General features: G+C 65.6%; 14 protein-coding genes, 1 tRNA gene and 2 pseudogenes. 3 read left to right on the forward strand and 14 right to left on the reverse strand.

What is annotated here, in order from left to right; all coding sequences use genetic code 11:
- Positions 1 to 137 precede the first annotated feature (137 nt).
- The 4 genes from Q8Q88_RS21490 to Q8Q88_RS21505 form a co-directional block, all read right to left on the reverse strand.
- Entirely contained in the window at positions 138 to 521 is a 384-nt protein-coding gene (locus tag Q8Q88_RS21490; RefSeq protein WP_305677227.1) for a PaaI family thioesterase, read from the reverse strand.
- Positions 522 to 616: 95 nt separating this feature from the next.
- Complete coding sequence (locus Q8Q88_RS21495) at positions 617 to 1,615, reverse strand: alpha/beta fold hydrolase (protein WP_305677228.1); 999 nt, start codon at positions 1,613 to 1,615, stop codon at positions 617 to 619.
- The gene (locus Q8Q88_RS21500; protein WP_305677229.1) at positions 1,612 to 2,667 is read right to left on the reverse strand and encodes an NADPH:quinone oxidoreductase family protein; all 1,056 of its coding nucleotides are present in this window, start codon (positions 2,665 to 2,667) and stop codon (positions 1,612 to 1,614) included. The genes Q8Q88_RS21495 and Q8Q88_RS21500 overlap by 4 nt, the downstream gene beginning before the upstream one ends.
- Before the next feature lie 58 nt (positions 2,668 to 2,725).
- Complete coding sequence (locus tag Q8Q88_RS21505; protein WP_305677230.1) at positions 2,726 to 3,454, reverse strand: crotonase/enoyl-CoA hydratase family protein; 729 nt, start codon at positions 3,452 to 3,454, stop codon at positions 2,726 to 2,728.
- 246 nt (positions 3,455 to 3,700) lie between these two features.
- Here Q8Q88_RS21505 and Q8Q88_RS21510 point away from each other — a divergent pair, with 246 nt between their 5' ends.
- Complete coding sequence (locus Q8Q88_RS21510) at positions 3,701 to 4,522, forward strand: alpha/beta hydrolase (protein ID WP_305677231.1); 822 nt, start codon at positions 3,701 to 3,703, stop codon at positions 4,520 to 4,522.
- A gap of 254 nt (positions 4,523 to 4,776) precedes the next feature.
- Here Q8Q88_RS21510 and Q8Q88_RS21515 read toward each other — a convergent pair whose 3' ends face one another.
- The 3 genes from Q8Q88_RS21515 to Q8Q88_RS21525 form a co-directional block, all read right to left on the reverse strand.
- Positions 4,777 to 5,340 (reverse strand): TetR/AcrR family transcriptional regulator, encoded by a 564-nt coding sequence (locus tag Q8Q88_RS21515; protein WP_305677232.1) that lies wholly within the window; start codon positions 5,338 to 5,340, stop codon positions 4,777 to 4,779.
- A gap of 266 nt (positions 5,341 to 5,606) precedes the next feature.
- Entirely contained in the window at positions 5,607 to 6,038 is a 432-nt protein-coding gene (locus tag Q8Q88_RS21520; protein WP_305677233.1) for an ester cyclase, read from the reverse strand.
- A complete protein-coding gene (locus tag Q8Q88_RS21525) occupies positions 6,035 to 6,388 on the reverse strand; it encodes an antibiotic biosynthesis monooxygenase (RefSeq protein WP_305677234.1) in 354 nt (117 codons plus the stop codon). Before Q8Q88_RS21525 ends, Q8Q88_RS21520 begins: the two co-directional genes overlap by 4 nt.
- A 259-nt stretch (positions 6,389 to 6,647) precedes the next feature.
- Here Q8Q88_RS21525 and Q8Q88_RS21530 point away from each other — a divergent pair, with 259 nt between their 5' ends.
- On the forward strand, positions 6,648 to 8,408 hold the full coding sequence (locus tag Q8Q88_RS21530) for a class I adenylate-forming enzyme family protein (RefSeq protein WP_305677235.1): 1,761 nt from the start codon (positions 6,648 to 6,650) through the stop codon (positions 8,406 to 8,408).
- A gap of 204 nt (positions 8,409 to 8,612) precedes the next feature.
- Here the strand turns inward: Q8Q88_RS21530 and Q8Q88_RS21535 are convergent, their stop codons facing one another.
- From Q8Q88_RS21535 to Q8Q88_RS21555, 5 genes and pseudogenes are all read right to left on the reverse strand, one after another.
- A complete protein-coding gene (locus Q8Q88_RS21535) occupies positions 8,613 to 9,890 on the reverse strand; it encodes a hypothetical protein (RefSeq protein ID WP_305677236.1) in 1,278 nt (425 codons plus the stop codon).
- Positions 9,887 to 10,579 carry a glutathione S-transferase N-terminal domain-containing protein gene (locus Q8Q88_RS21540; protein WP_305677237.1) on the reverse strand — a complete coding sequence of 231 codons (693 nt, stop codon included), beginning with the start codon at positions 10,577 to 10,579 and terminating at the stop codon, positions 9,887 to 9,889. The genes Q8Q88_RS21535 and Q8Q88_RS21540 overlap by 4 nt, the downstream gene beginning before the upstream one ends.
- A 48-nt stretch (positions 10,580 to 10,627) precedes the next feature.
- The gene (locus tag Q8Q88_RS21545; RefSeq protein ID WP_305677238.1) at positions 10,628 to 10,975 is read right to left on the reverse strand and encodes a helix-turn-helix transcriptional regulator; all 348 of its coding nucleotides are present in this window, start codon (positions 10,973 to 10,975) and stop codon (positions 10,628 to 10,630) included.
- A 36-nt stretch (positions 10,976 to 11,011) separates the two neighbouring features.
- Positions 11,012 to 11,125, reverse strand: a pseudogene (locus Q8Q88_RS21550) (arsenical resistance protein ArsH); the annotation flags it as partial.
- 380 nt (positions 11,126 to 11,505) lie between these two features.
- Complete coding sequence (locus Q8Q88_RS21555) at positions 11,506 to 12,729, reverse strand: alcohol dehydrogenase catalytic domain-containing protein (RefSeq protein ID WP_305677239.1); 1,224 nt, start codon at positions 12,727 to 12,729, stop codon at positions 11,506 to 11,508.
- On the opposite strand from Q8Q88_RS21555, the gene Q8Q88_RS21560 reads away from it, so the two are divergent.
- Positions 12,716 to 13,732 carry a LysR family transcriptional regulator gene (locus Q8Q88_RS21560; RefSeq protein WP_305677240.1) on the forward strand — a complete coding sequence of 339 codons (1,017 nt, stop codon included), beginning with the start codon at positions 12,716 to 12,718 and terminating at the stop codon, positions 13,730 to 13,732. The genes Q8Q88_RS21555 and Q8Q88_RS21560 overlap by 14 nt on opposite strands.
- A 265-nt stretch (positions 13,733 to 13,997) precedes the next feature.
- Here Q8Q88_RS21560 and Q8Q88_RS21565 read toward each other — a convergent pair.
- A tRNA-Arg gene (locus Q8Q88_RS21565) sits at positions 13,998 to 14,074 on the reverse strand.
- Positions 14,075 to 14,126: 52 nt separating this feature from the next.
- Positions 14,127 to 14,628 (reverse strand): annotated as a pseudogene (locus tag Q8Q88_RS21570) (ABC transporter ATP-binding protein); the annotation flags it as partial.

Below are 14,628 nucleotides of genomic sequence, written 5' to 3' on the forward strand. Positions count from 1 at the left end.
TCTATCAAGACTAGACCGATCGGTCTAGTGGTTTCGCTGGAACGTGTCGGAGGGAGCATAGTGTTGCGGCCGCTCGACGCGCGCGACACGATACAGACCTCGCTCCGCGACCTGGGGGCTCATAATGCTGGGCCGCCCTACCCCTCGATCGTCATCTGGGTCTGGACCACCAGGGCCAACAGGCGGCCCTCCTCGCCGGTGATGCGGGTCTGCCAGACGCTGGAGCGCCGTCCGACGTGCAGGGGCGTGGTCTCGCCGGTGACGGTCTGGCCGATCCTCGCGGAGCCTAGGAAGTTTGTCTTGCTCTCCAGTGTCGTCGTGCGCGCGCCGTCGCGCAGGTTCAGCACGCCGCCGATGGCGCCCAGCGCATCAGCGAAGGCCATGAAGGCGCCGCCGTGCAGGATGCCGCCGGCGGTGCACAGATCCTCGCGCACCACTAGGCGACCCACTAGGCGGGCCTTCTCCCGTTCGACGATTTCCAAACCCATCAGGTCGGCGAAGGGCATGCCGGTGTCAGCCATGTCGGATCATCCTACTTCCAAGTGTGGTGTGGCCGCCCGCCCTGCCCCCGACCCGATCGTGGCCGACGTCGCGCCGGCCGTGTCGGCTGGGTGCGCTATGCATTGGCGGGCCGTGCGTCCGGCCCGAACCGGCGACCCAGCCAGTCGAGCATCAAGGCGTTCAGTTGCTCGGGCGCCTCGGTCTGGGTCCAGTGACCGCAGCCGTCGATGACGTGCTTTTCCAGATCGCCGATGAATCGTTCCATGCCGTCGCCATGCGACGGGGGCAGGACCACATCGTTCTCCGCGAAGATCATCAGGCACGGCGCGTCGATCGTCTGCGGCATGCCTTCGCTCAGGCGCCAGTTGCGCGAGATGTTGCGATACCAGTTCACCCCGCCCTCCCAACCGGACCGTTCGAAGGCTTCGCGGAAGACGGCGTGCTCTTCGTCGGTATGGAGATCGGTTCCGGGCCAATCCTCTTCCGGCCGCTCCAACGCGCTCAGCAACGCCAGCCCCCGCCCCTTCGAAGGCCGCTGCGCCCAGTTTGCCTGGGTGACCGGCGAGCGGCGGTGGATGAAGCGGAGGCTTCGGCCGGTATCGCGTTCGAAGGCCGCCTCCGCCAGGCCGAAATCCTGGAAGCGGAGCATGTACATGTCGTCGCCGTACTTGGCGCGGAGACCATCGAGCGGGTCGCGCTCCGTACGAGGAATGAAGGCCGTATTCACCCCGATGACGCCGGCGACCCGGGCCGGGTGGAGGAGCGGCATTTGCCAGACGACCGCCCCGCCCCAATCGTGACCCACGAACACCGCGCGCTCGAGTTCCAGGGCGTCCAGAAGGTGGACCAGGTCGCCCGTCAGGTGGGCCATGTCGTAGAGCGGCACGGCCTGCGGGCCCTTGGGCCCCACCGTGCCGCCGTAGCCGCGCATATCGGGCGCGATAACCCGGTAGCCGGCGTCGCCGAGCGCGGCGATCTGGCGGCGCCAGGAATAGGCGATTTCCGGCCAGCCATGACAAAGCACCACCGGTACGCCGTCGCCGGGTCCATGCTCATGGACCGCCATGCTCAGGCCAGGCAGTTCGACGTATCGGGGCGTCGGAAATTCCGTCATTGGCTGACCTCGGCCAAGCGGTCGATCGAGCGGGACCCAAGCTCATCCGAACGCTCGACCGTCAGGACGACCTTGCCGATCGCGCGCCGGCTTTCGAGTTCGACCAAGGCGTCTGCGGCTCTTTCGAGCGGGTACAGGCTCGAGATGTGAGGGGCGAGGTCGCCGTGGCGGTACATGGCCATGAGCTCGGCCACGTTCTCCTTGTGCTGGGCGCGGTCGCGCGCGGTGTAGCCGCCCCAGAAGACGCCGACCACCGAACAGCCTTTCAGGAGGGGCAGGTTCAGGGGAACATTCGGTATCCCGCCGGCCGCGAAGCCTACGACCAGGAATCGTCCGCCCCAGTTCGTCGCCCTCAACGCCGGTTCCGAATAGGCGCCGCCCACGGGATCATAGACCACGTCCGCACCCTGGCCGCCCGTCTTGGCCTTGATCTCCTCGGAGAACGCCTTTTGCTCCGGAGCGCCCAAGGTGTGAGAGGGGTAGAGGATCGTGGCGTCAGCGCCATGCTCGACACAGGTCTTCAGCTTTTCTGGCGACGAGGCCGCGGCGATGACGCGGGCGCCCATCGCCTTGCCCAGCTCGACCGCGGCGAGACCCACACCGCCGGCCGCGCCAAGCACCAGGAGCGTCTCGCCGGGTTGGATCGCCGCGCGCCGGCGCAGCGCATAGTGCGACGTCCCGTAGGTCATCAAAAAGGCGGCGGCGGTGTTGAAGTCCATCTGGTCGGGAATAGGCGTGCAGCCCGACTCATGGACCGCCAACTCCTCGGCGAAGCCGCCCCACATCGCTTGGCCGATCACCCGGTCCCCCGGCTTCAGGCTCGTCACCCTGGCGCCGACCTTGACGATCCGCCCCGCCACCTCGCTGCCCGGGCTAAAGGGCAGAGCGGGTTTGAACTGGTACTTGTTCTGGACGATGAGCGTGTCGGGGAAGTTCACGGCCGCTGCGTGCACGGCGATGACGACTTGGTCGTCCTGAGGCTCCGGGCTCGGAACATCCTCGATAGTCAGGGCTTCGGGCGGACCGAACGCCTTGCACAACACGGCCTTCATGGGCGCAATCCAATGCTGGGGTTGAATGGGAGGCCGAGCGCCTTGGGCTCGGCTGGAGTCAGGCGGGAACGGCCCGGCGCTCGACGGCGCTTCGCACGTTCTCGATCGTAAGCTCCAGGTCGATCGCAGCTCGGATCGCCTCGATCGCCTCCTTGCGAGCCTTCTTCTTGGTCGCGGCATGGGAGGGCAGATGGATCCCGGCCAGAGCCGTGGCCGCGGCCTCAGCCTCCTGCATCAACTGGTCGGGCGCGACCACCCGGTCCAGGTAGCCGGCTTGCACCGCTTCCTGCGGCGCGAACCGCTGGCCGGTCATCAAGCTGCGGCTGTAGTAGGCCGGGGTGAGCCGCTGGCGCGCCAGTTCGATCGCGAATTGCGGCACGGTTAGGCCGATCGCCACTTCGTTGAGGCCGATCATGAAGGGGCCGTCGGCTCCGATCCGGACGTCCGACGCCAGCATGAGGAATGCGCCCATCGGGAGCGCGTGGCCGTTGCAGGCCGAAACGACTGGCGTCGGGAACGACAGGACGCGCAAGGCGAGCTCCGCGCCGCGCTTCAGCATCGTGTGATGCTCGTCGGCGCTGCCCTGACTGAGGACCTTCAGGTCAAAGCCAGCCGAGAAGATGTTCTCCCGGCCGGTCAGCACGACGATCGCGGCATCGGCCTCGGCGCGGTCGAAGGCTTCGTGCAACGCGGCGAGCATGTCCGGCGACATAACGTTCACCTTGCCGTCGTCCATCGTGATCCGGGCGAACGGCCCGGCGGGTTCGTAGGTGACGAGTTGGCTCATGATAGGGCTCCTATATCCATCCACTGGATGCTTACTAGCAGACTCCTGGGCGGATGCAACACGCTTGAGCTGGAGCGCGGCCTACACCGCCGAGCGCCCGGCCAAGGCTCGGCGTCCACGGCCAGCCACGCCCGAACCGCGGCGAAGTCCGTTGGACGCCCCTTACGGTGCAGGTAGCGGGCGCCTACATCTGGACATAAGCATCCGACGGATGCAAGAAACCTGGATAGTTGATGGAGCGCCCCCATGGCCGACGCCGATGCCGCCGCAGCTCTGAGAGACATGCCCCGCGCCGAGATGGCGAAGCATCTCCTTCAGGTGCTTTCAACGTCGGCTCCAATGCCGTTGCGGCCTCAAGACGCCGCCCTGCTCGAAGGCGCTGAAGCCTTCCGGTTCGGGACTGACGACAGCCGGTGCGCCTGGTCCGTCGGCCAAGGACCGCTCGTCCTGATGGTCCACGGCTGGGGCGGCCGCGGCGTGCAGATGGCCCCGCTGGCCAACACCCTGGCGTCGGCCGGCTATCGCTGCGTCTTCTTCGACGCGGGCGGGCACGGAGACTCGCGACGCGAGCCGATCGGCTTCGACACCTTCATCAAGGACGCTGCGGCCTTGAGCGACCATGTCGGAGAAGCCGTCCATGCCTGGATCGGCCATTCGGCGGGAGGATTGGGCATGATGGCGTCGCGGGCGCTGAAGAGCGTCCAGGCGGACCGTTATGTCTGCATCGCCGCGCCGCGATTCCCCTATGTTCCCCTGGAGACGCTCAAAAGCAGGTTTAGCGCGAGCGATCCTGTCCTGGACTTGGTCAAGCCGACCCTGGCCGCCCAGTTCGAAACCGATTGGCGGTCACTGGAGGCGGGAGCGGCCTACGCACCCGCTGGCGCGAGCAAGCTTCTCCTCGCCTACGATTTCGACGATGAGCGGGTCCGGCACGCCGACGCCGAGCGCATCGCGGAGGGCTGGCCGGGGGCCCAGATTCTCAAGACCGAGATGCTTGGCCACAACAAGATTCTCAGGTCCCTCCAGGTGGCCGCGCGCACCCTCGCGTTCCTCGACAGCGGCGGCTGACCCGATGGCGCGCTACAAGTATGGCCCGTGCGTCGAGTGGAGCGGACGCGCCGAGTTCGACGTCGATCAGCCGCCGGACTCGAGCACGCCGGTTTCTGGAGTCTATCGGTGCAGCGGCTGTGGCCGTGAGGAAGCCTCGCGGTCCGGCGAGCCGCTTCCACCCCGCGATCATCATCGCCACACCCACTCTCAAGGTCTGATCCGATGGAGATTGATCGTCGCGGCGGACCATACGCCGAAATGAAGCTGTCGCCCTAGCTTGCCCGGATCATCGCCTGAAGTTCTTCGATCAAGCCGGCGTCATCGGGCACGTCGAGAATGCCGGCCCGGTGTAGCGCGATACCACCGTGCAGCAGCACCATCACCTTCATGACGGCGCGCCGGTTTTCTTCGCTGGTGTTCTGAGGCCTGGCGAATAGCCTCAAGGCCTCGGTGATTCCCAGGTGCACCGCGGCCTGAAGGGTAGGCTTCTGCTTCATCGTGGCGTGCGGCCGGCTCTTCATCAGATCGTAGAGCCGTGGATTGCCCAGGGCGAAGCCGACATAGGTCCCGACATATTCGTCGGGGGTCCGTGCGGCCCGCAGCAGACGACCGAACCGCAGGAAGCCTTCTTCGGCCACGGCGTCCAACAGCCCTTCACGGTCGCTGAAATGATTGTAGAGCGAGCGATGCGCGACACCGACGGCGTCGGCGACGCGGCGCAAGCTCAGCGCCTCGTGCCCCTGCGCGACGACCAGATCGAGGGCGACAGCGATGGCTTCGGCACGGAGGTTCCCGTGACGATAGGAATCGCGAGAAGGCCTTGTCGTTACGGTCACTACATGTCCTTCCAAAGCGCAAAGGCAGGCCGACGCCTTAAGCCCGCGCCTGCCGGCCGACGCCGATCATCAACCACCGGACCATACATCCGACGGATGTTTCTAGGATATTTCGGACATTTTGCAATCCAGGATCAACCGCCGGTCCCGCGAGGCGCCATAACGACCCTGTTGCGGCGGTCCCCACGTCCGGTCCGGAGAAGCCGCCGCCGGACATGCCGATCATAGCCCCGGCCGCGACGCGGCGCCGGCCCGACCGATCTTGCCTAAGGCGCCGCGAGCGCTTCGACAGGCAGGCCCGACTGACGGCAGATGCTGGCCAGATCCCAGTGGTGGCCCTCGTGGGCGATCCGGCCGCCGTCGAACCGGAAGAGCACGAAGGTCATCACGCTGGCGCGCCGGCCGTTCGGGCGGTGGCCCTTGAAATCGCCGGTGAGGGTCATCTGGGCTGTCCCCCAGGAGATCAGCCGATCGCCGTCGACGGCCGCGCCCTCGAAGGCGCGGGTATAGTCGGGAAAGTGGTGCGCAAACAGTTCGAGGCCGGGCCGAATATTGGCATGACCCTCGCTGCGAACCCCGAGGCTCGGTTGCTCCAGGATGCAGTCGGGCGTGTAGAGCGCAATCAGCCGATCAATGTCGTGGTCGCGCTTGGCGGCCATCAGTTGAGTCATGACCTCGATCATCTCTTCGCGGGTCATCGGCCGGCCTCATGATGCTCGCGGCTATCGGCGGGGGCGCCATCGCGCCGGTCCAAGCCGTAGTCGCGGGAGACTTGGGCGACCCGAAGCCGGTAGTCCTGGAACACCCCGGCGCGGCCCCGGGCCTGGGCGTCGCGGTGGGCCGCAAGGCTGCGCCACTGGGCGACCGCCGCCTCGTCGCGCCAGAAGGAGAGCGACAACACCTTGCCGGGTTCCATGAGGCTTTCGAAGCGTTCGATGGAGATGAAGCCGTCCATCGGCGACAGAAGGGGGTGAAGGCCGGCGGCGATGTCGAGATAGGTCTCGCGCGCGCCGGGCGCGGGCCAAACCTCAAAAATAACGGCGATCATCGGTCAGCCCTTCTGCGGAGCCTGGAGCACCGCTTCGAACATGCCGCCGCGAAAAGGCGGCGGCGTGGTCCTTGGCCTTCATCACCTGGGGTCGCGTTCCTGATCATCACCGGTCCCGAAATCGAAGCGATCTGCTTGCATCCGGCGGATGCAAGCTATAACCATCCATTGGATGTAATTGGGCCGCCTGTCAATGGACCGGCCCCATCGGATCACGCAAGGCGCGCCAAGCGCCGCTCGGAATATTGGGAGACCCTCCATGACCAAGGCTGCGCTGCCGGCCGGTTGGCCGGCCATGTCGATCGCCCAGGCGCACGCCGCCCTGACCGCCCAGGGCTCGCCGCTGGAGATGGAGACCAAGGCCATCCGTGGCGTGGAGCTGCGGGTCTGGAAGCACCTGCCCCCCACCCTGCGCTCGGTGGTCGAGGCGTCCCGCGCCCACGGCGAGAAGACCTTCCTCGTCTATGAGGATGAGCGCGTCACCTTCGAGGCCTTCTACCGCGCGGTCTCGGCCTTCGCGCGAGAATTGCAAACCCGTGGGGTGACCAAGGGCGACCGGGTGGCGATCATCATGCGCAACCTGCCGGAATGGGTGGTCGCCTTCTATGGCGCGGCGTCGCTGGGAGCGATCGTAACCCCGCTGAACGCCTGGGGGACGGGCGAGGAGTTGCTGTTTGGCCTGATCGATTCCGGCTCCAAGATCGTGATCCTGGACTCCGAATGCTACCAGCGCCTGATCGGGCGTCTGCGGAACTGCCCTGATCTCTTGCATGTCTATGTCAGCCGGGATGCCGAGGAGATCGCCCATCCGTTGGTGAGCAAGCTCGAAACGGTGATAGGTTCGCCCGACAGCTGGGCCAGCCTGCCCGATCGGGCCCTGCCCCCGATCGGGATCGACACCGACGACGACGCCACCATCTTCTACACCTCCGGCACGACGGGCAGGCCAAAGGGGGCGCTCGCCACGCACCGGGGCGTGAATTCCAACATCATGGCCGCCGCGGCGTCCGCGGCGCGCAATTTCCTGCGCCGCGGCGAGACGCCGCCGACGCCGCGGGCGGATGGGCCCCAGCGGGCCGCGCTGATGTCGGTGCCGTTCTTCCACGTCACCGGCTGTTTCGCGGTCCTGAACCCGTCGCTCGCCGTCGGCGCCAAGCTGGTGTTGATGCGCAAATGGGACGTGGTCCGCGCCTTCGAGCTGATCGAGCGGGAAAGAATCCAGGCGGTGGGGGGGGTTCCGACCATCGCATGGCAGCTCATCGAACATCCGGCCCGCCGGAACTACGACCTGTCTTCATTGGATTCGGTGGCCTATGGGGGCGCGCCCGCGGCGGTCGAGCTGGTGCGCAAGATCGGGGAGGCCTTCCCCAACTCGGCGCCCGGCATCACCTGGGGCATGACCGAGACCTGCGTCACCGTCACCCACCACGGCGCGGAAGACTATGCCAACCGGCCGGAGAGTTCCGGCCCCGCCGTGCCGGTCAGCGATCTCGAGGTCCGCGACCCGGAGGATGGAAGGACCGTGCTCGGGCCGAACGAGATCGGCGAACTCTGGGCCAAAGGTCCGCAGGTTGCGAGGAGCTACTGGAACCAGCCTCAGGCCACCGCCCAGACCTTCGTGGACGGCTGGGTGCGGACCGGCGACTTGGCGCGGCTCGACGACGAAGGCTTCTGCTTCATCGTCGATCGGGCCAAGGACATGCTGATCCGTGGCGGAGAGAACATCTACTGCATCGAGGTCGAGAATATTCTCTACAACCATCCCGCGGTGATGGACGCCGCGGTCGTGGGCGTTCCCCACCGCGTGCTCGGTGAGGAACCCGGCGCGGTGGTGTCGCTGAAGCCGGGCGCCTCAGCGACCGAGGACGAGCTGCGCGCCCATGTCGCCCAGCGCCTGGCGGCCTTCAAGGTGCCGATAAGGGTCAAGTTCTGGCACGAAACCCTGCCGCGCAACGCCAATGGCAAGATCCTCAAGAACGAACTGAAGGCGGTGTTCGAGGACGACCGGATCCAGGACTGAGGCTCGCCTGCCGGGCCGTGGCGGCCCAGCACGCCGTTCTCAGGCGCGCTGGGGGTGGCGCATGGCGACGATCAATTGCTGATCCGACTTCGGCGCGAGCAATCCACGGATTTTTCGGCGCGACGCCGAGCGGCCATGGAACCGCAAAGCTCCGCAACCCCAATGGCTGGCGGTCCACGATGAAGTCGTGGCGCGGCGGTGGCGTTAGATCACGAAGACTGGCGCGAAGCCGCCGCCGGGCGTTCGAAAATTGGTCGTCTGGCCCTGATAGACGCGGGCGACGGCGAGGAGCGGCGTTCCTTCGTAGGTGTAGAGGCGGACGTCCAGCTTGTGAGGTCTGACCTCGCCATCGTGGTCGATCATGCGCTCGCTCGGCGCGGCGAACGCCTGGGCGATATAGGCGCCGTCGACGATGTTCGCCCAGACCCCCTTGGTGACCTTATCGCCGCGGTAGACCGCCTTCCCGCCATGACCGCCGGCCGGTTTGAAGAAGAGGCGCTTGCGCTCGGCCCATAGTCGATCGGCGTTCTCACGCGTCACGATGGTCGAGCGCGGGACGCCGGCCAAGGCACGCCGATGGCGTGGCGAGAGACCCCAGGCCTCGAGCCTCGCGGGCTCCGACAGCCGCGTCAGATTGCGCTTGTCGGCCAGTAGCGCGTGGTTGCGCGGATTGGGCGTGACGACCACGGCGTCGGCCAGATAGGCGCGGCGCAACTCGTCGTGCTCCGGGTTCGAGAGCGCGAAATCGACCAAGCGATTGTAGACTAGGTCGACGGGTTCACCTTGAAACAGAAGCTGCCCGTCCGAAAAGCGAAGCTCTCGGGGATCGGCGATGACGGCCCGCACGCCGTTGCGCTCGAAAAAGCGCTGGGCGAGCACGAACTCGGGGAAGAGATACTGCGCCTCCGGCTCATCGTCGACGATGGCCGCCAGGTGCGGTCGCCCCGTTCGTCCCTGCCTGGTCCACTCCGTCTCGAACATGCGCCAGGCGGCGGCGTCGAAATCCTCCGCTAGCGATCCGCCCATCGCCACGCCAACCTCGGCGCAGCAGACGTGTTGGGCCTTGCCAACGAAGGCGTTGAGGAAGGCGCCCCCGGCGTTGGTGTTCACCTCGATGAGTTTTGGACCCTGGGCGCCAAGGTGGAAGTCATAGCCCATGAACGCCCCGACCGGGCCGAAGTCGCGAAGCGCGATCTCCGGCGCGCCGGCCAGCGCCGCGGCCTGATAGCCTGGCAACCGAGCCGCCGCCTCGATAGCCTCGACGATCTCGGCCATGGCGGTGATCTCACCGCGGGATAGGAACACCGGGGCGTTGGAAAAGAGATGCGGTCGCGAGGCGATGTAGGTCGCCACGAACGCGGGATCGTTCGTCTCCCGTCGCAGGGCGTCATGAAGCGACGCACGGTCGAGCGTGATGCAGAAGCACTCCCGATTGAGCTGTTCGACAGCCGCCCGGTCGCCCATCTCGACAAGCGCCGTCACGCCGCGCCGTCGCTCATCGTGGGCGCTAGTTTCGTATTCCGCGCTTCAGCCGGTTCCAAAGCACGGCCGACCGCCATGCCCCGGACGACCGCCGGGCGGCTGGCGATGTCGCTGAGCCAGCGCCGAACATTGTGCCCCTCGCCGGCGATCTGCGGCCGGGCCTGACAGATCGAGCTCAGCGCGACACTGAGCCAGGGGAACGACGCCATGTCGGCGATGGAGTAGTCACCGGCCAGGAACTCCGACGTTTCCAGGTGCTGGTCCATCAGCCGCACCAGGCGCGCCGCCTCGGCGCCAAAGCGCTCGGTCGGATAGGCGAGCCGCTCCCCGGCGACGGTCGCGAAGTGGTTGGCCTGGCCGAACATCGGCCCAACATTGCCGACCTGCCAGAACAGCCAGCTCAGACAGGCCGAGCGTGGGATCGGACTGACGGGAAGGAAGCGGCCCGTCTTCTCCGCCAAGTAGATCAGGATGGAGCCCGACTCGAACACTGGAACGGGTTGGCCGCGACTGTCGTGGTCGACGATCGCGGGGATCTTGGCGTTCGGATTGATGCGGATGAAGTCCGGCTGGAACTGCTCACCACGGCCGATATCGACCATGTTGACCCGGTAGGGCAGCCCGCATTCCTCCAGCATGATCGAGATCTTGCGGCCGTTCGGCGTCTTGGCTGTGTAGAGGTCGATCATTGCGCTAGGGCCCTCCCTGGCCCAGGTCGGCGTTGAGGTGGAACGCCGCTAAGCTTCCTTGCCCGGACAGCAAATCGGGACGAGGACACGCATCAGGTCGAGGATCGCCTCGACCCGTTCGACGATAGTCGGCCCGTCGAGTTCGAAATATTGATGGCGGCCAGCCTTCTCCGAAACCACCAAGCCGGCTCGCTCCATCAATTGCAGGTGCCGGGCGATCACCGACCGGTCCTGCGAGAAGTCCTTTGCGAGGGTCTGGATGTCGGCCTTGCCGTTCAACACCAGTGCGCGGACGAGCTGGACCCGCACCGGTTCGCAGAGCGCTTTGAAGAACTCGGTGTCGAGGACTTCGGTGCAGGCGTTGGCGGCCTGATCCCTGGTCAGTGGCTTGGTCATGAGAATTGATATGGGCGTCCATATGCACATGTCAAGCGCGCACCAGACCTGGCCCTCCGAACACAGCGACAGCGACCTCAGCTCCTGGACCTTCGGGTGGTCAGGCGATACGGCGTCCGGCAGCGGCAGGTCTCGGGGATCGAAGATGCGGGCAGCGACTTGGCAGCGACCCGTTCACGACCGCACGCTGCATCGCAGCGCGACCTATAAAGGACCAGCGCAGGTGCTGCCCGCTCGCTATCGTTGCGACGGGCAGCTCGTGACGGGCGCGGAGGTCCGGCAAGCATCGACGCCGGGCGGTTCCTGGCCGGCGCCGTTGGTGGAGAAGTCATGGGCCGGACACTTTCTGCTGGGCGTCGTGCCTCGGCGTTCACGATCGCCTCGGTGAGAGCGGCATACCTGGAGGCCGTCAGCGTGTTCTTCTTGTCCGGTCGGCTGATCTTGAACTGCGCAACACCTTCTGCCGCGCTGTAGACGATTTCTCCGACCACTGAGCCCTCTCTTTGCGGTCAGAATTTCTGCTTTCACCCTTAGAGCATTTGAATCACGGACTTGTAGGATAGCCCGCCCTTCAACGCCTCGGGTGCATCGTCGATCTTGAAGACGGAAGCGCCGATATCTTTCGGTCGAAACCGACCCTGACGGATGAGATCGAAAATCGCGGGAAGATCATCTCTGACATTCGCGCGGCCGGTGGTGAAGCGCACGCCGCGCTTGTACATCTCGAGCAACGGCAGCTCGGCGCCGCGAAAGTGAATGCCGGCCGCCTGGCAGATCCCTCCGCCTGTGGTCGAGCGGATCGCAGACTGTAGACCGCCCGGCGTCGAGTTGGCGGAAACGGTCAGGGCGAATTCCCCGAAGCTTCGGCCATCGGGCGTAGTGGCAACGGTTTTCGCTCCAAGCTGTTCGGCAATCTTCAACCGTGCGGCATTCGTGTCGATATAGGTGCAAGGCACAGCAAGGGCGCTGGCGAACGCCACCGCATAGAGTCCGACACTCGCCGACCCAATCACCAGCGCCTCGTCGCCCGGAAGCGCGTGGGGAGCAATGCAACGGTATCCGTCGGCTATGTTGTCGGACAACGCCGCCGCCGCGACGAGGTCAATGCCTTCCGGCAATTTCATCGCCATGGCGTCGGCAAACGGAACCTTGACCAAGTCCGCGATCGCTCCGCCCCAGATGGCCCCGCCACCAAACGGCTCAAGTCCGTAGGTGGATAGCGGCTCGACGCTGGTGCAATCCAGGCTGCGGGCCGAATGGCAATGCGAGCACGTTCCGCAGGAAATCTGGAACGGCACCGTCACCCTATCGCCTGGCTTCAGCGTGCGGACGGCGTCGCCCACCTCCACGACCTCGGCAGTAAATTCATGCCCCACCGCATAGGGACGCTCCATTGGAAGCAGATTTGCGATGTATGGGACATCTAGATCGCAAAGCGCGACCGTGAGAGGTCGAACAATCGCCTCGACGCCACCTTCGATGCGCGGCGCCGCAATAGCGCGAAAGTGAGGCGGGCCACCGCCACCCGCGAAGAGCGCCCTCATAGTCCTTGCTGGCGGCTTGTTGCGAGCCTGCCTTGGCCCTGTGGATTTGACCAGCGGCGCAGCAGCCCCGCCTGCAGCGATGGCGAGGACAGGTGCTGCGGCGAGCACGGCGCGCCGCGTCGAGCGGCCGTCGGACGTGTCGGAAGTAGTTTGATGGCCAGCCAAGCCCGCAGCTCCTGTTTTGCGGATCACCTTGGTGCCTACGATCAAAGTCTTTTCGGAAATTCTGTTTGTAACCTACAATCAAAATTTGCGAGACGGCGAGGCTGGAATGAGTGGACGCGCCCAGGCGGCTCCTGACAATTCCGGCCTTTCGTGGAGCCAATTGAGAGCTTTCGAGGCCTGCGCGCGTTTGCGCAGTTTCGCCAGCGCTTCCGCCGCGTTGGGACTCACGTCCTCAGCCGTGCGCTACCAGCTTTCTCTGCTCGAGGGCCGGATGGGCGTGCGGCTATTTGAGCGTAGTGGCGGACGGCTTGAGCCGACAAAGTCCGGCTCCGCCTTCGCGGAACGGATTGCGCGGCCCATGCGCGAACTCGAAGCTGCCTGCGCGCAGGCTATAGAAATCGCCGAAGAAGAGCCGCTGACCCTAACGGCGCCACCCCTCTTCGCGCGGCATTTTCTTTTTGATCCAGAGTTTCTGAAGTGGTGCGAAGACCGACGGATTCGTCTCGATGTCTCAGATACAAAACGCGATCTTTTCGCCCGCCGTCCGATCGCTGCTATTCGGATGGGGGTCGCGCGCGAGGCGGGACTGGCCACAGTCGATATTCTGAGCGTCAGTCTCGTCATCGCAGCCGCACCTGCTATTGCCGCCAGCGCCAGCCCCCACGATCCGAGTTGGTGGGCGCGTCAGACGTTGATCAAGATGGAAATAAGCGACGCGGCTTGGCCGCTGGCATTGTCCGCGCTGTCCCTACCCACAATCACGCCTCGGCAAACGCACCGGTTTTCCGCCTATGCTGCGGGTCTTGAGGCGGCCACGCTTGGACGAGGGATCATTCTTGCTCCCTTGCCCTTCGCGAAGTCCGAATTGGCTGCAGGCCGGCTCGAGCGAATTTCCGATGTAGAGATACCCAGCAAGCTAGTGTTCTCATTGGTTATGGAAGAAGAGCTTGCGCAGTTTTCCCGCGGGCGCGCTCTCCGGCGAAAGTTGACATCGGTCATCGCCTCCGACGCTCGTCAGCCCGGCCGTTCCACACCAGTTGCGTCCTGAACCGTGCATTGAGAAGCCTGACGGCGCCCACACCATCCCTCAGTCGCCCCATCCTCTTGCGTGGGGAAGGCCCTCCACATGCAGGGGCCGGCCGATGATCTCCGGATTACAAAGGAGCGGCTGCGAAATTTTCTAGCCCACCCCAGGCCCGGATCGAAACGGCTGGGGCTTGGGCAGAGTGGTTGCAGTATGGTTGCAACGCGAAAGCCGCGTCGCCGCCGCCCCCGGCCCGACCACCATATCTCATTGCTTTTTCAGTGGAAAATGGCGCACCCGACACGATTCGAACGTGTGACCTTTGCCTTCGGAGGGCAACGCTCTATCCAGCTGAGCTACGGGTGCATATGCGCGGGAACGCTCCTCTAGCGGAAAGCGGCCCCGAACGAAAGAGCCGTCAGGCCGCCACCTTGGACGTCAGCGAGACGAAGACGTCCTCCAGGTCCGGGTCCTCCGTGGAGATGTCCTTGATGTGCAGGCCGGTGGCGCGAACGGCGGCCAGCACCTGCTCGACGCTGGACTGGCCGGTGCGGTAGGTCACCGAGAAGGCGCCGCCCGGGCGGGCCTTGGTCTCGAAGCCCGCCACCTCGGGCGCCACCATCAGCGGCTCCTCGGGGGTGACCACGACATTGCGGGTGTCCAGGCGCTTGAGCAGGGTCGCCGTGGGTTCGCAGGCGACCACCTCGCCGCGGTTGACGATGGCGATCTGGTCGCAGAGCTCCTGAGCCTCTTCCAGATAGTGGGTGGTGAGCACGATGGTCACGCCCTTGCGGTTCAGCTCCACCACATAGGCCCAGAGCTGGCGGCGCAGCTCCACGTCCACCCCGGCGGTGGGCTCGTCCAGGATCAGCACCGGGGGATTGTGCACCATGGCCTTGGCCACCATCAGCCGGCGCTTC

The organism is Phenylobacterium sp. (assembly GCF_030697925.1).
Lineage (GTDB): Bacteria > Pseudomonadota > Alphaproteobacteria > Caulobacterales > Caulobacteraceae > Phenylobacterium.